This is a genomic window from Pseudomonas sp. TE21394 (genome assembly GCF_054057835.1).
Map to the genome: position 1 here is coordinate 854965 of NZ_JBSRZR010000001.1, position 19778 is coordinate 874742.

18 protein-coding genes are annotated in these 19778 nt (G+C 62.5%); 15 read left to right on the forward strand and 3 right to left on the reverse strand.

The annotated features are described in order from the left end of the window. Positions 1 to 14: 14 nt before the first annotated feature. A complete protein-coding gene (locus ACVWZT_RS03925) occupies positions 15 to 209 on the reverse strand; it encodes a hypothetical protein (RefSeq protein WP_296231013.1) in 195 nt (64 codons plus the stop codon). On the opposite strand from ACVWZT_RS03925, the gene gap reads away from it, so the two are divergent. The 6 genes from gap to ACVWZT_RS03955 all read left to right on the forward strand — a co-directional run bounded on the left by gap (position 208) and on the right by ACVWZT_RS03955 (position 7012). Further along, on the forward strand, positions 208 to 1209 hold the full coding sequence (gap, locus tag ACVWZT_RS03930; RefSeq protein WP_296231014.1) for a type I glyceraldehyde-3-phosphate dehydrogenase: 1002 nt from the start codon (positions 208 to 210) through the stop codon (positions 1207 to 1209). The two genes, ACVWZT_RS03925 and gap, sit on opposite strands and share 2 nt — an antisense overlap. Positions 1210 to 1433: 224 nt before the next feature. Continuing rightward, entirely contained in the window at positions 1434 to 1946 is a 513-nt protein-coding gene (locus ACVWZT_RS03935; protein WP_296231015.1) for an RNA polymerase sigma factor, read from the forward strand. A gap of 71 nt (positions 1947 to 2017) precedes the next feature. Continuing rightward, positions 2018 to 2980: a FecR family protein gene (locus tag ACVWZT_RS03940; RefSeq protein WP_457468255.1), complete on the forward strand. Its 963-nt coding sequence runs from the start codon at positions 2018 to 2020 to the stop codon at positions 2978 to 2980. A 238-nt stretch (positions 2981 to 3218) separates the two neighbouring features. Next, positions 3219 to 5804 (forward strand): TonB-dependent receptor, encoded by a 2586-nt coding sequence (locus ACVWZT_RS03945; protein WP_457468257.1) that lies wholly within the window; start codon positions 3219 to 3221, stop codon positions 5802 to 5804. A gap of 144 nt (positions 5805 to 5948) precedes the next feature. Then, positions 5949 to 6542: a biliverdin-producing heme oxygenase gene (locus ACVWZT_RS03950; protein WP_457468259.1), complete on the forward strand. Its 594-nt coding sequence runs from the start codon at positions 5949 to 5951 to the stop codon at positions 6540 to 6542. 56 nt (positions 6543 to 6598) lie between these two features. Further along, the gene (locus ACVWZT_RS03955) at positions 6599 to 7012 is read left to right on the forward strand and encodes a YbaN family protein (protein ID WP_296231020.1); all 414 of its coding nucleotides are present in this window, start codon (positions 6599 to 6601) and stop codon (positions 7010 to 7012) included. Here the strand turns inward: ACVWZT_RS03955 and arcD (ACVWZT_RS03960) are convergent. Beyond that, positions 6992 to 8419 carry an arginine-ornithine antiporter gene (gene arcD, locus ACVWZT_RS03960; RefSeq protein ID WP_296231021.1) on the reverse strand — a complete coding sequence of 476 codons (1428 nt, stop codon included), beginning with the start codon at positions 8417 to 8419 and terminating at the stop codon, positions 6992 to 6994. The genes ACVWZT_RS03955 and arcD (ACVWZT_RS03960) overlap by 21 nt on opposite strands. A gap of 430 nt (positions 8420 to 8849) precedes the next feature. Here arcD (ACVWZT_RS03960) and arcD (ACVWZT_RS03965) point away from each other — a divergent pair, with 430 nt between their 5' ends. From arcD (ACVWZT_RS03965) to ACVWZT_RS03990, 6 genes are all read left to right on the forward strand, one after another. Further along, the gene (gene arcD, locus ACVWZT_RS03965; RefSeq protein ID WP_296231022.1) at positions 8850 to 10277 is read left to right on the forward strand and encodes an arginine-ornithine antiporter; all 1428 of its coding nucleotides are present in this window, start codon (positions 8850 to 8852) and stop codon (positions 10275 to 10277) included. A gap of 33 nt (positions 10278 to 10310) precedes the next feature. After that, complete coding sequence (gene arcA / locus ACVWZT_RS03970; RefSeq protein WP_296231025.1) at positions 10311 to 11564, forward strand: arginine deiminase; 1254 nt, start codon at positions 10311 to 10313, stop codon at positions 11562 to 11564. Positions 11565 to 11633: 69 nt separating this feature from the next. Beyond that, on the forward strand, positions 11634 to 12644 hold the full coding sequence (locus ACVWZT_RS03975) for an ornithine carbamoyltransferase (protein ID WP_296231026.1): 1011 nt from the start codon (positions 11634 to 11636) through the stop codon (positions 12642 to 12644). Between the two features lie 84 nt (positions 12645 to 12728). Then, positions 12729 to 13658: a carbamate kinase gene (arcC, locus tag ACVWZT_RS03980; protein ID WP_296231027.1), complete on the forward strand. Its 930-nt coding sequence runs from the start codon at positions 12729 to 12731 to the stop codon at positions 13656 to 13658. Between the two features lie 54 nt (positions 13659 to 13712). Then, a complete protein-coding gene (locus tag ACVWZT_RS03985) occupies positions 13713 to 14081 on the forward strand; it encodes a DUF5064 family protein (protein ID WP_457468263.1) in 369 nt (122 codons plus the stop codon). Between the two features lie 79 nt (positions 14082 to 14160). Then, complete coding sequence (locus tag ACVWZT_RS03990) at positions 14161 to 15669, forward strand: sigma-54-dependent transcriptional regulator (protein WP_457468265.1); 1509 nt, start codon at positions 14161 to 14163, stop codon at positions 15667 to 15669. Positions 15670 to 15734: 65 nt separating this feature from the next. Here the strand turns inward: ACVWZT_RS03990 and ACVWZT_RS03995 are convergent, their stop codons facing one another. Continuing rightward, entirely contained in the window at positions 15735 to 16817 is a 1083-nt protein-coding gene (locus tag ACVWZT_RS03995; RefSeq protein ID WP_457468266.1) for a CE1758 family FMN-dependent luciferase-like monooxygenase, read from the reverse strand. 139 nt (positions 16818 to 16956) lie between these two features. Between ACVWZT_RS03995 and ACVWZT_RS04000 the strand changes: the two genes are divergently transcribed. The 3 genes from ACVWZT_RS04000 to ACVWZT_RS04010 all read left to right on the forward strand — a co-directional run bounded on the left by ACVWZT_RS04000 (position 16957) and on the right by ACVWZT_RS04010 (position 19769). Beyond that, positions 16957 to 17142 (forward strand): tautomerase family protein, encoded by a 186-nt coding sequence (locus tag ACVWZT_RS04000; RefSeq protein WP_349679067.1) that lies wholly within the window; start codon positions 16957 to 16959, stop codon positions 17140 to 17142. Positions 17143 to 17391: 249 nt separating this feature from the next. After that, on the forward strand, positions 17392 to 18543 hold the full coding sequence (locus ACVWZT_RS04005) for an acyl-CoA dehydrogenase family protein (RefSeq protein WP_296231036.1): 1152 nt from the start codon (positions 17392 to 17394) through the stop codon (positions 18541 to 18543). 140 nt (positions 18544 to 18683) lie between these two features. After that, positions 18684 to 19769 (forward strand): efflux RND transporter periplasmic adaptor subunit, encoded by a 1086-nt coding sequence (locus tag ACVWZT_RS04010; RefSeq protein ID WP_296231037.1) that lies wholly within the window; start codon positions 18684 to 18686, stop codon positions 19767 to 19769. Positions 19770 to 19778 lie beyond the last annotated feature (9 nt).

Here is a 19778-nt window from a genome sequence, read left to right on the forward strand (position 1 = left end):
ATTGCGGCCTAGGCTCAGGTAGAGGAGCCCGCTGCATCGGCGGAGGCATGCTGCCCAACCACTCGTTGTATGTTTAAACAAAATACTGCCATTAAAAAGGCTTGTTTTCTATCCGCCAGTGAATAATCTTGTAATTCCAACAACAAAACCGTTTCAGTGAAGCTCCTTTGTGCCACAGGTTTCACTCGGACTGCCAGAGGTACTGCCATGACTCTACGCATCGCCATCAATGGATTCGGCCGCATCGGGCGCAACGTCCTGCGCGCACTGTATACCCAAGGCTACCGCCAGGACCTGCAGGTCGTCGCCATCAATGACCTGGGTGACAGCGCCATGAACGCCCATCTGCTCAAGTATGACAGCGTGCACGGTATCTTCGACGCCAGCGTCGAGGCCGACCATGAAAGCCTGACGGTCAATGGCGACCGTATCGCCGTCAGCGCCATCCGCAACCCGGCCGAACTGCCCTGGAAGGCCGAGGCGATCGACGTGGTGTTCGAATGCACCGGGCTGTTCACCGAGCGCGCCAAGGCTGCAGCACACCTGGCTGCGGGGGCAGGCAAGGTGATCGTCTCGGCACCCGCCAAGGGCGCCGATGCCACGGTGGTATATGGCGTCAACCATGACGTGCTGCGGGCCTCGCACCAGGTCATTTCCAACGCCTCGTGTACCACCAACTGCCTGGCGCCGATCGCCCAGGTGCTGCACCGCGAGTTCGGCATCGAGCAAGGCCTGATGACCACCATCCATGCCTATACCAACGATCAGGTGCTGACCGACGTGTACCATGGCGACCCGTATCGCGCACGCTCGGCGACCCAATCGATGATTCCCAGCAAGACCGGCGCCGCCGAGGCGGTGGGCCTGGTGCTGCCGGAACTGGCCGGCAAACTGACCGGCATGGCGGTGCGCGTACCGGTGATCAACGTGTCGCTGGTGGACCTCACCGTCAACCTCAGGCGCGAGGCCACGGCCGAGCAGGTCAACCAGCTGTTCCTCGAAGCCAGCAAGCATTCGCGAGTACTGGGCTACAACGCCTTGCCGCTGGTTTCCTGCGATTTCAACCACAACCCGCTGTCGTCGATCTTCGATGCCAACCATACCCGGGCCAACGGGCGCATGCTCAAGGTGCTGGCCTGGTATGACAACGAATGGGGCTTCTCCAACCGTATGCTGGATAACTGCCTGGCGCTGTGCCACGCCGGCTGAGCCCCAGCTCGCGCCATGTAGGCGCGGCCTTGCGTCGCGATGGATCACGCCCCGGCACAGATTGCCGCGGGCGCCTTGCCCCCATCGCGAGGCCAGGCCGCGCCTGGACCGGGTCGGGCAAGGCGTGGCATTCACAATCTTTACCTTTTCCCGACACTTTCAAGCTTGACCTTCGACACGGATGATAAGCATTATCATTAGCCTTTTGTCGGCCAGGTCCCCTCGTGAGTCAGTCCCGGTTCAATTCCGTCTTCCTCGTCCAGCGCCTGAGCCTGCTGCGCACCCTGCAGCGTATGGTCGGCAACCCGAACACGGCCGAGGACCTGCTGCAGGAGACCTACCTGCGGGTGTCCCGCGCCCTCGCTGAGCGGCCGGTCGAACACATCGAACCGTTCGTCTTCCAGACCGCGCGCAACCTGGCCCTCGACCACCTGCGTGCACGCCGGGTGCAGTCGCGCATGCTGGTTGACGATGTGCCCGACGAGGTCTTGCACAGCGTGGCTGCGCCAGCCAGCAGCAACGAAGACGCCGCCCATGCCGAACAATTGCTCAGGCAACTGAGCGTCAGCCTTGGCCAACTGAGCCAACGCCAGCAGCGTATCTTCATCCTCAGCCGCCTGCATGGCGCCACCTATCTGGAAATTGCCGAACAGCTGAAGGTTTCCCCCAGCACGGTGCAGAAGGAACTGAAACTGATCATGGCGATCTGCATGGGTGTTGCCGACCGACTCAGGTAACGCAAGCCAAGCCCTTGCCACTGCCCGTCCCAGCCTTGATCATCTGCAAAAAGTCCATTCAGGGATTCACCGTGACCGATAGCCCTGCCCCCCGCCCGTCATCCGCTGGGCCCAACGCCCGTGCTCGTGCCATGGACGAGGCGCTGGACTGGCTGGTGCGCCTGCAATGCGCGGATGCCGAGGATACCCTGGCCTTTGAAGCCTGGCTCAGCGCGGCGCCGGAAAACGCCGAAGCCTATGTGGCCGCGGAAGCCCTGTGGAATGGCGCACCGCTGCATCAGCTGGCCACGCAGATGCATCAGCAACAGCGCCGCTCATGGCGCGGACGCCTACGCAGTCACTGGAAGCCACTGGCTACGGCGGCGCTGTTGCTGGTAGGGCTGTGCACGCTCGGCAACCTGCCCATGCGCCTGCAGGCCGACCACCTGACGGTGGTCGGCGAACGCCAGCGCCTGCAACTGGGCGACGGGGCGAACGTGCTGCTCAATACTGATACGGCATTGGCCAGCGAGTACCACGACGGCCGCCAGGTCGCCCGTCTGCTGCAAGGCGAGGCCTATTTCCAGGTTGCCGAGGGTGCACGACTTCCGCTGGAAGTGCAGGCCGGGCCGTTGCGCGCGCAGGTGCGCGACACCGACTTTGCCGTGCGTTATCTCGACGGTGAGGCACAAGTGCGAGTGCAGCGCGGCGATATCGACCTGCAGGGCGAGCGCGACCAACGCATCAGCCTGGGTGCCGGCGAGAGTATCAGTGTCGGCCCCCATGGCTTCGGCCAGCGCCAGCGCCCCGACATGCACAGGGATCTGGCCTGGGTCGATGGCCGCCTTGTATTTGAAAATTGCCCGCTCAGCCAGGTGCTGGCCGAACTGCGGCGCTATTACCCAGGCTGGATCATCAACCGCAGCAGGCAGCTGGAAAACGTGACGGTGACCGGCAACTACCGCCTCGATCAGCCCCTGGAAACCCTGCGTGCGCTGGCCCACATCACCTCGGCCCGGCTGCACGAGTACCCGGCGCTGGTCATCCTGAACTGATCCTTTGCCTGTGCCGGCCCGATCGCCAGATAACGCGCTGGCTTCGCATAATGCCTTACCTGGAGAGCTGGCTCGCCGGTGACAGGCCCCTGACACGCCTCAGGGATCACAGTCTCGTATTTATTTTTACGCGCTCGCGCCGCCTCGCCCGTCTCGTTATAGCCAATGCGACTGATTCTTGTTTGATGACAGGAACAGCCAACACCTATAACAGTCCGCGCGTCAGGGAGCGCTTTCGATGTCCACAGGTCCTACCCGCCCCTCCACCCTTGCCCGCCGTACAGGGCAACTGTCCCTGCTCACCCTGGCCCTGCTCGCCAGCGGCGCCTGCAGCCTGCCGGCACTGGCCGCCGAGCCGTCCCAGGCCAGCCCGCGCATGGGTGAGTACCGCTTCAACATCGGCCAGCAGCCGCTGGTGACGGCCATCAATGCGTTCAGCCAGGCCACCGGCTGGCAAGTTGGCTTCAGCGCCGAGCTGGCCGACGGCGTAGTCTCGCCTGGGGTGCAGGGTTCGCTACTGCCGGAAGCCGCACTCAAGCGCCTGTTGCACGGCACCGGCCTGGGCGTACGCAAGATCGGCAACGGTAATGTGGTGCTCGAGCGCCAGGCTGGCAGCAACGTGGTCGCCCTGCAGCAGGTCACCGTCAGCGCCACCCGCAGCGCCCAGGACGTCAGCCAGGTGCCGAGCACCGTCAGCGTGCAGACCCGCGAGCAACTGGACCGGCAGAACGTCAACACTATCCAGGACCTGGTGCGCTACGAACCCGGGGTGTCAGTGGCCGGCACCGGCCAGCGCAGCGGCCTGAACGGCTACAACATCCGTGGCATCGATGGCGAACGAATCCTCACTCAGGTCGACGGCGTGTCGATTCCCGACAGTTTCTTCTACGGCCCCTACGCCCAGACCCAGCGCAACTACGTCGACCCGGAAATCGTCAAACGTGTGGAGATCCTGCGCGGCCCGGCCTCGGTGCTGTACGGCAGCAATGCCATCGGCGGCGCGGTCAGCTATTTCACCCTCGACCCAGACGATATAATCAAGCCCGGCCAGGACGTGGGTGCCCGCCTGAAGAGCGGCTACAGCTCGGCCGACGAAAGCTGGCTGACCTCCGCCACTGTCGCCGCTCGCCAGGGGGACTTCGACGGCCTGCTGCACCTGAGCCAGCGTAACGGCCACGAAACCGAGACCCACGGCGGCCACAGCGGCGAAGGGCTGTCGCGTAGCGAAGCCAACCCGATGGACGCACGCACTACCAACGTGCTGGCCAAGCTGGGCTGGAATTACGCCGACGATGCTCGCCTGGGCTTCACCTACGAGCGCTACAAGGATGACCGCGACCAGAACATCCTCAGCGCAGTGGGCGGGCCGTTCACCGGCGGCGCCAATGGCATGGGCTTCTACAAGGCGCGTACCGGCAACGACACCATCACCCGTGAGCGCTTCGGCATCAGTCACGAGTTTGACCTGGCATCGACGCTTGCCGACCACATGAAGTGGAGCCTCAATTACCAGATCGCCAAGACCGACCAGCACACCGAGGAAATCTATGCGCCCTTTACCCGCCAGGTACTGCGCACCCGCGATACCACCTACAAGGACCGCCAATGGGTGTTCGACGCGCAACTGGACAAGGCTTTCAGCCTGGGTGCCACCGACCATCTGCTGACCTACGGCACCACCCTCAGGCATGAGAAGGTCACCGGCTCGCGCAGCGGCACTGGTACCTGCCTGGCCGCTGGCGCAGGTTGCCCCGCCGCCGGTGCTGACCGCCCGGCCGATGGGCAGGCCCTGGTCAGCGACTTCCCGGACCCGACCGTAAACACCTACAGCTTGTTCGTGCAGGATGAAATCCGCTGGCGCGACTGGACCTTCCTGCCCGGTGCACGCTATGACTACACGCGCATGGAGCCCAGGTTCACCGAGGAGTTCCTGCGTGGCCTGGAAGCCACCGGTACTGCGCCCACCTCCCAGGATGACTCCGAGAGGAAGTGGCACCGTGTCTCGCCCAAGTTCGGCCTGACCTACGCCTTCGATGACAACTACACCTGGTACGGCCAGTACGCCGAAGGCTTCCGCACGCCAACGGCCAAAGCCATGTTCGGCAAGTTCCAGAACCTTGAACAAGGCTACCGCGTGGAAGGCAACCCGGGCCTGGAGCCGGAGAAGAGCAAAAGCTATGAAACCGGCCTGCGAGGCAACTTCGACGCCGGCAGCTTCGACGTGGCGGTGTTCTACAACAAGTACCGCGATTTCATCGATGAGGACGCCGTGCAGAGCGCCAACCTGGAGCAGACTTTCCGCGCCAACAACATCAAGCACGCCACCATCAAGGGCGCCGAGTTCAAGGGCCGCCTGAACCTCGACCGCTTCGGCGCGCCGCAGGGTCTGTATGGCCAGGGCTCGATTGCCTACACCTACGGTCGCAATGATGACACCGGCGCGCCGCTCAACAGCATCAATCCGCTCAAGGGTGTGTTCGGCCTGGGTTACGAGCAGCAGCAGTACGGTGGCCTGCTGAGCTGGACACTGGTCAAGCGCAAGACCCGCGTCGACGACAGCTCCTTCCACTCGCCCGACGGCTCCAGCAGCAAGTTTCGCACCCCTGGCTACGGCGTGCTGGACCTGACCGGTTACTACCGGGTCAGCGACGACATCACGGTCAATGCCGGCCTGTACAACCTGAGCGACAAGAAGTACTGGCAGTGGGACTCGGTGCGCAGCTACGACGGCCAGGGTGAAGCGGCCGTGACCCAGCCGGCCAACATCGACCGCCTGAGCATGCCGGGGCGCAACTTCGCCATCAATGTGGTCTGGGATATCTGACCTGGGCTGCGGCTGACATCTGTGCCGTCCTGTTCGCGGGCTCAGCGCGACAGGACGGTACTGCCGCACATATCGCAGATTTTTTTACCGTCGCCCCCGCACTGTTTCGTCTCGTCTCTAGAGCCCCGATTCCAAGGAATTCCCATGACCGACCGCCCCGCCCTGCGCTCCCAGCGCCTCAACCAGATCACCCATGCCCCGCACGCCGAGCTGGATGCGCTGGTGAAATCCCACGCGCCCTTTGACAGCCGCGAAAGCTTTGCCCGTTTCGTGGTCGCCCAATACCTGTTCCAGGCCGAGTTGCAGCCTTTGTACAACGACCCGCAACTGATCGCCATCGTCCCCGACCTGGCCGAGCGCTGCCGTGCCGAACAGGCCCGTCTGGACCTCGCCGACCTGGACACCGAAGTGCCGCCCGCGCTACCCGGTGCGCTGCTCAATCCAGGCCTGGGCGAGGCAATGGGCTGGATCTTCGTCTCCGAAGGCTCCAAACTGGGCGCGGCGTTTCTGATCAAGCGTGCCATGGCCCTGGGGCTGTCGGACAGTTTCGGTGCGCGCCACCTGGGCGAGCCGGCCGGTGGCCGGGCCGAAGGCTGGAAACAGTTCACCCGTATTGTTGATGGCCTGACATTGTCGGCCGACGACGAGGCTGCGGCCGAACGCGGCGCAGTGGCTGCCTTCGAGCGCTTCACCGAGCTGCTCAGGTACGCCTATGCTACGGATGCCGCGCTGGCTTGATACGCCATACCCGGCCACCCTGTCGGTGGCCGAACCGCTTTTTATGCAGTGAGACCATGACCCGACCCGCCCGCTCGAAACTTGCCCGCGTGCTGTATGCGATCCTGGCTTATGTCAGCCTGGGCGTGGGCCTGGTCGCGATTGTGATTCCCGGCCTGCCAACCACCGAGTTCATCCTGCTCGCCGCCTGGGCGGCTACCCGCAGTTCGCCACGCCTGTCGGCCTGGCTGGAGAACCACCGGCTGTTCGGACCGACCCTGTCCAACTGGCGCAATGGCAAGGTGATCCGGCGGCACGCGAAAGTCAGCGCGACACTCAGCATGTTGCTGTGCGCAGGGCTGATGCTGGCGCTTCTGGACCACCACTGGCCGGTGTACCTGGCCATCGCCGGCATGACCCTGGGCAACCTGTGGATCTGGTCACGCCCGGAACATCCTTGCCCTGCCCCATCACAGGCTCAGCAGCCCTGAATACAGGGCATAGGCAGCAAACGCGGCGCCTGCCAGCACGGCGGCGAAAATCAGTTTTTCCCAACGGGTGAACAAAGCCTGCCCCTGCTCATGCCTGGCCCTGGCAAACAGGATTACCCCGGGGGCATAGAGCAGCGCTGACAACAACAGGTACTTGAGGCCACCGGCGTAGAGCAGCCAGATGGCATACAGCAAGGCAACCAGCGCCACCAGCAGGTCCTTGCGACGCAGCGCCGGCTGCCCGGCATAGGTTTCCGCACGCACCGCCAGCAGTACGGCATAGGCCGCCGACCACAGGTACGGCACCAGGATCATCGAAGAAGCCAGGTAGATCAGGCTGGTGTAGGTACCGGCAGAGAACAACGTGATCAGCAGAAAACCCTGGATCATGCAGTTGGTCAGCCATAGGGCATTGGCCGGCACCTGGTTGGCGTTTTCCTTGGCCAGGAACCGCGGCATGGTCTTGTCCCGCGCGGTGGCGTAGAGAATCTCGGCACACAGCAGCGCCCAGGACAACAGGGCGCCGAGCAGCGAAACCGCCAGGCCGATGCTGATCAGCAGGGCTCCCCAAGGCCCGACGATATGCTCCAGCACCGAAGCCAGCGACGGGTTCTGCAGCCCGGCCAGCTCCGGCTGGGTCATCACCCCCAGCGACAGCACATTCACCAGCACCAGCAGCGCCAGCACCCCGAGAAAGCCGATCACCGTGGCCTTGCCCACATCCGAACGGCGCTGGGCACGGCCGGAATACACGCTGGCACCTTCAATACCAATGAACACGAACACGGTCACCAGCATCATGTTGCGCAGCTGCTCCAACACGCTGCCGAACTGCGGGTTGCCCATGCCCCAGATGTCCCGGGTGAAGATATCGGCACGGAAGGCGAACGTCGCGATCACCACGAAGATCAGCAGCGGCACGACCTTGGCCACGGTGGTCACCTGGTTGATCAACGCCGCTTCCTTGATGCCACGCAGCACCAGGAAGTGCACAGCCCAGAGCAGCAGCGAGGCACAGCCGATGGCGATCGGCGTGTTACCCTCGCCAAACGCCGGGAAGTAGAAGCCCAAGGTGCTGAACAACAACACGAAATAGCCGACGTTGCCCAGCCAGGCGCTGATCCAGTAGCCCCAGGCTGAAGAGAACCCCATGTAGTCGCCAAACCCGGCCTTGGCATAGGCGTAAACCCCCGAGTCCAGCTCAGGCTTGCGGTTGGCCAGGGTCTGGAACACGAACGCCAGGGCCAGCATGCCGACCGCGGTGATGGCCCAGCCGATCAGCACCGCGCCCACCTCCGCACGCGCCGCCATGTTCTGCGGCAGCGAGAAAATACCGCCGCCAATCATCGAGCCGACCACCAACGCGATCAGCGCGCCCAGGCGCAGCTTCTGTCCCGGTTCGCTCATGCGCCTCCTTTTTTGCGCGCTGTAATAGGTTTGAAACAGCCACTCGGGCCATATAGATATTCGCTACTTATAATGATACTGCCAGCTTGCTATAGCACTCATAACTACTTTGGCTATAACACCTTCGAGATAAAACTAGCAGCTGGAACGCAACTAGCAAAGCAACTGGATAAAACCGGAATTCCAGAAAAAATTTGCGAATGCGGCAAAAGCGGCTAGCTTCAAGCATCGCAGGCTGAACAGAGCGTTTACTCTAGAGGGACATGGAGGTGCCAGCGTGCAAGGCCTGCAGCACAAGCTGTCGGCACTCTCCAGGAGCAACGTGAAGGAAATTTCCCACTTCACGTCGCCATGAACTGATCCAAGTCAGCGCATGGCAGCGGCGACGGTTTTACCCTGTCGTCAACTTTCTCCTGGCAGGAGTTGTTAAATGTCTGATGCATCCGGAAAATTAAAACTCGGCGCGTTAGTTGCACTCGTCGTCGGCTCGATGATTGGCGGCGGTATTTTCTCGCTGCCACAAAACATGGCGGCCAGCGCGGGCGTCGGCGCAGTCCTGATCGGCTGGGCCATCACCGCAGTCGGCATGCTGACCCTGGCGTTTGTGTTCCAGACCCTGGCCAACCGCAAGCCTGACCTGGATGGCGGGGTGTATGCCTATGCCAAGGCCGGCTTTGGCGACTACATGGGTTTCTCTTCGGCCTGGGGCTACTGGATCAGCGCCTGGCTGGGCAACGTCGGCTACTTCGTACTGCTGTTCAGCACATTGGGCTACTTCTTCCCGATTTTCGGCGAAGGCAACACCCCGGCCGCCATCATTGGCGCCTCGGTGCTGCTGTGGGCGGTGCACTTCCTGGTGCTGCGCGGCATCAAGGAAGCGGCGTTCATCAACCTGATCACCACCGTGGCCAAGGTAGTACCGCTGGGGCTGTTCGCCCTGATCTGTCTGTTCGCATTCAAGCTCGACATCTTCACCGCCGACATCTGGGGCCTGGGCACGCCCGAGCTGGGCAGCGTGATGAACCAGGTGCGCAACATGATGCTGGTCACCGTGTGGGTGTTCATCGGCATCGAGGGCGCGAGCATTTTCTCGTCGCGGGCGGAAAAGCGTTCCGACGTGGGCAAGGCCACGGTCATCGGCTTCGTCACCGTGCTGCTGTTCCTGGTATTGGTCAACGTGCTGTCGCTGGGCATCATGACCCAACCGGAACTGGCCAAGCTGCAGAACCCGTCGATGGCTGCCGTGCTTGAACACGTGGTCGGCCACTGGGGCGCGGTGCTGATCAGCGTCGGCCTGATCATCTCGCTGCTCGGGGCCTTGTTGTCGTGGGTGCTGCTGTGCGCAGAGATCATGTTCGCTGCGGCCAAGGATCACACCATGCCGGAGTTCCTGCGCCGCGAAAACGCCAACCAGGTGCCGGCCAACGCCCTGTGGCTGACCAACGCCATGGTGCAGATCTTCCTCGTGATCACGCTGTTCTCAAGCAGTACCTACCTGTCGTTGATCTACCTCGCCACGTCCATGATCCTGGTGCCGTACCTGTGGTCGGCGGCCTATGCCTTCCTGCTCGCGCTGCGCAGCGAAACCTACGAACAGGCCCTGGCCGAACGCAGGAAGGATCTGTTCATCGGTGCCATCGCCCTGCTGTACGCCATCTGGCTGCTGTACGCCGGCGGCGTGAAATACCTGCTGCTCTCGGCCCTGCTCTACGCCCCTGGCGTGATCCTGTTCGCCAAGGCCAAGCATGAGGTGGGCCAACCTGTCTTCACCACCGTGGAGAAACTGATCTTCGCAGCCGTGGTCATCGGTGCCCTGGTGGCAGCCTTCGGCCTGTACGACGGCTTCCTGACCCTTTGACCCACGTCTTCGCTCAATTGGAGGAATGAAACCATGTCCGCTGAAAAACAGAAGTACGGTGTCCACTCCGAAGCCGGCAAACTGCGCAAAGTGATGGTTTGCTCGCCGGGCCTGGCGCACAAGCGCCTGACGCCGAGCAACTGTGACGAGCTGCTGTTCGACGATGTGATCTGGGTCGACCAGGCCAAGCGTGACCATTTCGACTTCGTTACCAAGATGCGCGAACGTGGCGTGGACGTGCTGGAAATGCACAACCTGCTGACCGACATCGTCCAGCAACCCGAAGCGCTGAAGTGGATTCTCGACCGCAAGATCACCCCAGACACCGTCGGTGTCGGCCTGACCAACGAAGTGCGCAGCTGGCTCGAGGGCCTCGAACCGCGCCACCTGGCCGAGTTCCTGATTGGCGGCGTCGCCGGGCAGGATCTGCCGCAAAGCGAAGGTGCCGATGTGGTCAAGATGTACAACGACTACCTGGGCCACTCCAGCTTCATCCTGCCACCGCTACCGAACACCCAGTTCACCCGTGACACTACCTGCTGGATCTACGGCGGCGTGACCTTGAACCCGATGTACTGGCCGGCGCGACGTCAGGAAACCCTGCTGACCACCGCCATCTACAAGTTCCACCCACAGTTCACCAACGCCGACTTCCAGGTCTGGTACGGCGACCCGGACAAGGAACACGGCCAGTCCACCCTCGAAGGCGGCGACGTCATGCCGATCGGCAAGGGCATCGTGCTGATCGGCATGGGCGAGCGCACCTCGCGCCAGGCTATCGGCCAGTTGGCACAGAACCTGTTCGCCAAGGGCGCGGTGGAAAAGGTCATTGTTGCCGGCCTGCCGAAATCGCGTGCCGCCATGCACCTGGATACCGTATTCAGTTTCTGCGACCGCGACCTGGTCACGGTCTTCCCGGAAGTCGTCAAGGAAATCGTGCCATTCATCATCCGCCCGGACGAGAGCAAGCCGTACGGCATGGACGTGCGCCGCGAACACAAGTCGTTCATCGAAGTGGTAGGCGAGCAACTGGGCGTCAAGCTGCGCGTGGTTGAAACCGGCGGCAACAGCTTCGCCGCCGAGCGTGAGCAATGGGACGACGGCAACAACGTGGTGGCCATCGAGCCGGGCGTGGTCATTGGCTACGACCGCAACACCTACACCAATACCCTGCTGCGCAAGGCCGGGGTCGAAGTCATCACCATCAGTGCCGGTGAGCTGGGCCGGGGCCGTGGCGGCGGCCACTGCATGACCTGCCCGATCGTGCGCGACCCCATCGACTACTAACGACCATCACCCCCGGCCGCCCACACCCAGCGGCGGCCGGTGCGTTCACCAAACTCAAGGAGATACGTCATGGCGTTCAACATTCACAACCGCAACCTGCTCAGCCTGGAACACCACACCACCCGTGAGCTGCGCTACCTGCTGGATCTGTCCCGCGACCTCAAGCGCGCCAAATACACCGGCACCGAGCAACAGCACCTGAAGGGCAACAACATCGCCCTGATCTTCGAAAAAACCTCCACCCGTACCCGCTGCGCCTTTGAAGTGGCCGCCTATGACCAGGGTGCCAACGTCACCTACATCGACCCCAACTCATCGCAGATCGGCCACAAGGAAAGCATGAAGGACACCGCCCGCGTGCTTGGGCGCATGTACGATGCCATCGAGTACCGTGGCTTCAAGCAGGAAATCGTCGAAGAGCTGGCCAAGTACGCTGGCGTGCCGGTGTTCAACGGCCTGACCGACGAATACCACCCGACCCAGATGATCGCCGACGTGCTGACCATGCGCGAGCACAGCGACAAGCCGCTGCATGACATCAGCTACGCCTACCTGGGCGATGCCCGCAACAACATGGGCAACTCGCTGCTGCTGATCGGTGCCAAGCTCGGTATGGACGTGCGCATCGCCGCACCCAAGGCGCTGTGGCCGCATGACGACCTGGTCGAGCGTTGCCGCAAGTACGCCGAGGAAAGCGGCGCGCGCATCACTCTCACCGAAGATCCGGTTGCCGCAGTCAAGGGGGTGGACTTCGTGCACACCGACGTCTGGGTATCGATGGGCGAGCCGATCGAAGCCTGGGGCGAGCGCATCAAGCTGCTCAAGCCGTACCAGGTCAACGCCCAGTTGATGAAGTCCACCGGCAACCCGCGGACCAAGTTCATGCACTGCCTGCCGGCGTTCCACAATTCCGAAACCAAAGTGGGCAAGCAAATTGCCGAACAGTACCCGGACCTGGCCAACGGTATCGAAGTGACCGACGACGTGTTCGAATCGCCGGCCTGCATCGCCTTCGAGCAGGCGGAAAACCGCATGCACACGATCAAGGCGATCCTGGTATCGACCCTGGCTGATCTCTGACAACCACCTCGCCCCTGTGGGGAGCTGGCAAGCCAGCTCCCACACCGGATCGAGGCGCCCCCCTATCCGCAAAGGACATTCCCCATGCGTATCGTTGTTGCATTGGGCGGCAACGCCCTGCTGCGTCGCGGCGAGCCCATGACCGCTGAGAACCAGCGCGCCAATATCCGCACCGCCACCGAGCAGATCGCCAAGATCCACCCTGGCAACGAGCTGGTCATCGCCCACGGCAACGGCCCGCAGGTCGGCCTGTTGTCGCTGCAGGGCCTCTCCTACAAGCCCGACGAGGCGTACCCGCTGGACGTGCTCGGTGCCGAGACCGAGGGCATGATCGGTTACATGATCGAGCAGGAGCTGGGCAACCTGCTGGCCTTCGAAGTGCCGTTCGCCACCCTGCTGACCCAGGTGGAGGTGGACGCCAACGACCCCGCCTTCAAGGACCCGACCAAGTTCATCGGCCCGGTCTATGCCAAGGAAGAGGCCGAGCGTCTGGCCAAGGAAAAAGGCTGGGTGGTCAAGGCCGACGGCGACAAGTACCGCCGCGTGGTGGCCAGCCCGAAACCCAAGCGCATCTTCGAGATTCGCCCGATCAAGTGGCTGCTGGAAAAAAACAGCATCGTGATCTGCGCGGGCGGTGGCGGCATCCCGACCATGTACGACGAAAACCGCAAGCTCAAGGGCATCGAGGCGGTGATCGACAAGGACCTGTGCTCGGCCCTGCTGGCCGAGCAGCTGGATGCCGACCTGCTGATCATCGCTACCGACGTCGATGCCGCCTACATCGACTGGGGCAAACCCTCGCAGAAGGCCATCGCCCAGGCCCACCCCGACGAACTCGAACGCCTTGGCTTCGCCGCCGGCTCCATGGGGCCGAAGGTGCAGGCTGCCTGCGATTTTGCCCGCCACACCGGCAAGGTGGCGGTGATCAGTTCGCTGGAGAACATCGAAGACATCGTCAAAGGCACCGCCGGTACACGGGTTTCCACCGCGAAGCCGGGTATCAGCTACCGTTGAATGCAGTGGGCGGGCGCTATGCCCGCCATTTTCGATCTTCCAGAGGAACCTGCCATGGCCCAGTACCACCCCGGTCGTGTACACATCGAGCGCACCGCGCTGAACCAGAATGACCACAGCTATGACCTGAACATCGAATACGCGGCAGTGTCGGACCCCAAGGAAGGCCGAGGCATCGAGTTCAAGATGCATGGCAGCATCGAAGGCAAGACAGTCGATGAAAGATTCTTCCTGGCAAAGGACCAGGTACTACCCAGCTTTCTCATGCTTCTGAGCCGCAAGGCCCAGTCCTACCTGCCACCGTCCAAAAAATTTGAAAATCTGGGTTCGCCGCACAAGCTCTATGACCACATGTTCGCGGACATTCGCGAAAAACTCGATGTGAAGTCGGGCGACCCGATCAAGCCTGAACATCTGGAGTGATGTCATTCCGGGGCCGCTCTGCGGCCCCGGCGATGTTAGGGCATACTACCCCCCTCCCCAGCCACCACCGCAGCTCCCCATGCGCATCCACGTCAGCTTCATCGACCGCGTCGGCATCACCCAGGAAGTACTCGCCCTGCTCGGTGCCCGCAACCTCAACCTGGACGCCGTGGAGATGGTCCCGCCGAACGTCTACATCGACGCCCCCACCCTCAGCCCCGCCGTACTCGAAGAACTGCACGACGCACTGTTCGAGGTCCAGGGCGTGCAGTCGGTGGATGTGGTCGACATTCTCCCTGGGCAACGCCGCCACCTGCAGCTCGATGCCCTGCTGGCGGCGATGAGCGACCCGGTACTGGCCGTGGACAGTGCCGGCAAGGTGCTGCTGGCCAACCCGGCGCTGATCGAATTGTGCGGCCGCGAATCCGCAGGGCGTTCGGTGGATGAGCTGTTCGGCGACCCGGCACTGCTGCAGGCGCTGCAGGACAACAACTTCCACCTGCCCATGCGCGAGATGCAGCTAAACGGCCAGAGCCTGCTGCTGGATGCCACGCCGATCACCAACGCCGGTGGCCTGCTGACGCTGTACCCGCCCACGCGCATGGGTGAACGCCTGTCGGCCCTGCACCACGACCATGCCGAGGGCTTCGATGCGTTGCTTGGCGAATCGTCGGCGATCCGCACCCTGAAGGCCCGTGCCTTGCGCGTGGCGGCGCTCGATGCGCCGCTGTTGGTGCACGGCGAAACCGGCACCGGCAAAGAGCTGGTAGCCCGCGCCTGCCACGCCATCAGCAGTCGCCACGCAGCGCCTTTCCTGGCGCTGAACTGTGCCGCGCTGCCCGAAAGCCTGGCCGAGAGCGAACTGTTCGGCTATGCCCCGGGCGCCTTCACCGGCGCGCAACGAGGGGGCAAGCCCGGGCTGATGGAGCTGGCCAACCAGGGCACGGTGTTTCTCGATGAAATCGGCGAGATGTCGCCGTACCTGCAGGCCAAGCTGCTGCGTTTTCTCAGCGATGGCAGTTTCCGCCGGGTGGGCGGCGACCGTGAAGTCAAGGTGGACGTACGCATCATCAGCGCCACCCACCGTGACCTGGAACGCATGGTCGCCGAAGGCAGCTTCCGCGAAGACCTGTTCTACCGCCTCAACGTGCTCAACCTGCAGGTGCCACCGCTGCGCGACCGTGGCCAGGATATCCTGATGCTGGCGCATTTCTTCATGCAGCAGGCCTGCACGCAGATCCAGCGCCCGCCCTGCCGGCTGACCCCGGCCACCCATTCCGCATTGCTGGCCAACCCTTGGCCAGGCAATGTGCGCCAGCTGCAGAACGTGATCTTCCGCGCTGCGGCCATCTGCGAGGGCAACCTGGTGGATATCGGCGACCTGGACATCGCCGGCACCTCGGTAGCCCGCGGACAGGATGGCGAAGTGGCGAGCCTGGAACAGGCCGTGGCCGATTTCGAGCGCGAGTTGTTGCAACGCCTGTACGCCAGCTACCCCTCGACGCGACAACTGGCCGGGCGCCTGCAAACCTCACATACCGCCATTGCCCAGCGCCTGCGTAAATATGGAATACCGGGCAAGGCTTGATCGAATGCTTTTCTGCCCTTTCCCATGGCGCAAGGCTGCTCTCGCCGAAGCCGCAACGGCAAGCACTACTGGGGCGTGGTCGTGCTTGCCAGGCGCCCCGCATGAGTCGGCGCCGGGGCTGCTCTGGAGTCCCGTGCCCTGGCTGTTTCACGGCGCAGCACCGGAAGGATCTCGCTACCGAAAAGCTCAAGCATGTCCAGCACCTCGGGCAGTGGGATACCGGCATGGTCGAACAGGAACAGTTGCCGTTGGTAATCGCCGAACTGCTCGCGGAAAGTCAAGGTCTTGTCGATGATCTCCTGAGGGCTGCCGACCGACAATGGCGTCTGTTCCATGAATCCTTCCAGCGATGGACCGTGGCCATACACCGGTGCGTTGTCGAAGAACGGACGAAAACGCTCGCGTGCGACCTGGGACTGACGGTTGACGAAGATGTGCCCCCCGAGGCCGACGATAGCGTCCTGCTCCGTACCGTGGCCGTGGTAGGCGTAGCGCGAGCGGTAGAACGCGACCAGGCGTTGGAAATGACCTTTTGGCCAGAGGATATGGCTGGCAAAAAAGCCGTCCCCATAGCGCGCCGCCTGTTCTGCGATTTCCGGTGTGCGAATCGAACCATGCCAGACGAACGGCGGCAGCCCATCCAGTGGGCGGGGAATGGACGTGAAACGACGAAGCGGTGCGCGAAAACGCCCTTCCCAGTCAATTTCTTCCTCGCGCCATAGGCGGTGCAGCAGGTCGTAGTTCTCCAGCGCCAGCGGCAGCGCCTGCATGATGTCCTTGTCGAACCAGGGGTAGACCTGCGCCGTGTTGCCGCGCCCCAGCATCAGGTCCATGCGCCCGCCCGAGAGATGCTGCAGCACGGCATATTCCTCTGCCAGGCGCACCGGGTCGTTGGTGGTGATCAGCGTGGTCGAGGTGGAAAGGATCAGCCGCGAAGTCTGCGCGGCAATGAAGGCCAGAAGCGTGGTGGGCGACGACGTCACGAATGGCGGGTTATGGTGCTCCCCTGTCGCGAACACGTCGAGGCCGATCTCTTCGGCCTTGAGTGCTATGCGGACCATGGCCTGCAGCCTTTCAGCCTCGCTCGGGGTACGACCGGTGCTGGGGTCGCGGGTCACATCGCCGACACTGTAGATTCCGAATTGCATCCTTGCCTCCAGGGCTAACGTTTTTTTCGATTGTACGCATGTACGCGAACTGTTCAACTCCTTTTCCCGGGCGTATGATCATCACGTCGCCGGCGCCTCGCCGCGACACTCATGGATAGCCGGACAAAGGAGATACGTCATGCCAGAGGTCATTGTTTACGCAACCGCAGGCCGTTCCGAACAGCAGAAGAAGCATCTGCTGCGCTCGGTGACCGAGGCCGTCGCGAGCAGCTTCGAGATAGCCCGCGAGCACGTGGTAGTGCAGATCGTGGAAGCACCACCTGGCGACAAGGCCAAGGGCGGAATACCTTTCGACGAGCGCTGAAGCCTGCCACAGGCACGGTGCATTGCACCGTGCCCTTTCTATGCAAAGCCTTACATATATTCGCCAATTGCCTGCGTGAACCGACGGTTCACCGTGTTCTGCGCCTCGATCACACCAATGTCATTCGAAAACGCCGTTTACAGAAGGACTGTACGAAAGACTTGCAACAGTACGACTGTATGCGTACATTGGCCTTGTTCGATGTCGATACGGACCCAAGGTTTCATCCCTCACAGCAAGGAGCTGAACATGAAGACATTGATGCAGTGGCGTGACCTGCCTGCCGAGGCAGAAGAATGGATGGCGCGTATCGAAGCGGTCCGGCCGCTGATTCTGCAGCACCGTGATTACGCCGAAGTGCAAGGTGAAACCCACCCCGAGGTGATGGCCGAGCTGTTCAAGCTGGGCTTTTCCCGCCTGTGCGTCAGCAAGGCGTTTGGTGGCCAGCAGCTGGACATGCGCGTCATCTCGCAAATTATCCAGCGTCTTGCTGCAATTGACGCCTCGGTCTCGTGGCAGGTCATGGTGCAGGTCGCCATGGGGCGGCTCGCCGATTACCTGCCAGAGCAGGCGGCTCGTGAAATCTACAGTTCCTGCAATGGCTTCGTCGTCGGTGCGATCCATTCCGGTGGCGAGGCGATCGCGGTGGACGGTGGTTACCGGGTCAGCGGCAAGTGGGGTTTTGCCAGCGGTTCGGCACATGCTGACTGGTTAGTGTGCACGGCAACACTCCACCAGGAAGTTGCCGATGGCACGGAGCCCCAGGTGCGCATGTTCTTCGTACCACGCAGCGACTGCCGCATCATCAAGACCTGGGACGTACTGGGCATGCGGGGAACGGGCAGCAATCATTTCGAATGCAGCAATGTCTGGGTTCCGGCGCACTACTGCGTCAACACCGAGGCACTGAGAAAGGCGCCAGCGCCTCGTGACTCCCTGGCCTACAAGGTGGGGTACTACGACTTCGGCACGATCGCCGCGATGGGCACCGTGCTTGGCGTGGCCAAGGCCGCCCTGGCGTATTTCCGTGACGAGCGCACCCTGCCGGGCGATGAAGGCGTGGCGGCACTGACCAGCGAGAAGACCGGTATCGTGCTGGCGCAGCTGCACACCGCGCAACTGTTGCTAGAGGATGCCATCACACAGGCCGAGCAGGCTGATGGTGATGGCCTCAACGTCCGCGTCGCACTGGCCGGATCGCTCCTCAACGAGTACGCCGTCAATGCGGTGAACCAACTGCACGGGCTGACCGGCTCCAAGGCGGTCTACAAAGCATGCGAACTGGAACGCTGCCTTCGCGACATCCATGTCGGTTCCAAGCATTTTGTCCTCTCGCCGTTGAACCTCTTCGGCCTGGGCAAGCTGTATCTGGGCAAGGCACAGACCAGCAAGATCTATTGATCGCGACCGTGGTCGCGAATTACTGACAGTCAGTCAAGCAGCTCCCGGCCAGGCCGGCCGGGCCAGGACTGATGCAGGTTGGAGTTTCTTGAATGTTGAATTTCCAGGAGGTCGCCGTCCCAGGCGACAGGGGGTAAGTCATGCGTGCGAAACACTATCTCGGAAAGGTAACGGCATCGGTGGTGACACTTGCCGTACTGGGAGGCTTCACGCTGCGCTACATGGCTCATGGAGAAGAGCCGGCGCCTGCCCCCGTACTGGTACCGGCGGCACTGGCGCAGGTCAAACAGGTGCCTTACACCTATTATCAGGTCGCCATCGGTCAGATCGAAGCGAGCCAGCAGGTGCTGTTGACGGCGGAAGTCAGTGGCCAGGTGGTCGCGCTGGCCTTCGACTCGGGTGACAAGGTCAAGGCCGGCAATGTGGTGGTCAAGCTCAATACATCGCCCGAAGAGGGTGAACTGACCCGTTTGCGCGGCGAATTCGATGCCGCCAGAACCCATTACACCCGTCTGCAGACTCTGGCGCGAAACGGCGCCGAGAGCCAGCGGGCACTGGACAGCGCCCGTGCCCAGTTCGATGCCGCCAAAGGCAACCTGGAGAACATGCAGGCCCAGATCGCGCAGAAGACCATCCGTGCACCGTTTTCCGGGGAGCTGGGCATCCGCCAGGTTCACCTGGGCGATTACGTGCAGGCGGGCCGGCCACTGGCCACGCTGACCGATCTTGACCGGCTGCGGGTCAACTTCACCGTTTCCGAGCGTGACAGCGCCAGTATCGTCAAGGGCCAGCATGTGGAAGTGACCGTCGATGCATGGGGCGACGAGAAGTTCGAAGGGGTGATCGGCGCCATCGATCCGCAGGTCAACAATTCCCATGTCATTCGGGTTCAGGCCTTGCTCGACAAGCATCAGGACAAACTGCGGCCCGGCATGTACGCCAAGGTGAAAGTGCAGTTGCCAGGCAAGGACGAGCTGGTCATTCCCGAGACCGCGATTACCTACAACGCCTATGGCGAAAGCGTGTTCGTCACCTACACCGAAGACGGCCTGAAGAAGGTGCGACGCAAGAACATCAGCATCGGCGAGCGCAGGGATGGCCTGGCGGTAGTGCTCAAGGGGCTGCAGGCCGGTGACGAGGTGGTGACCTCCGGGCAAATCAAACTGCAGGACGGTGTCGCTATCGAGCCGGTAACCGACACCGTGCGCCTGAACGTCCAGCGCTGAGGAACGACC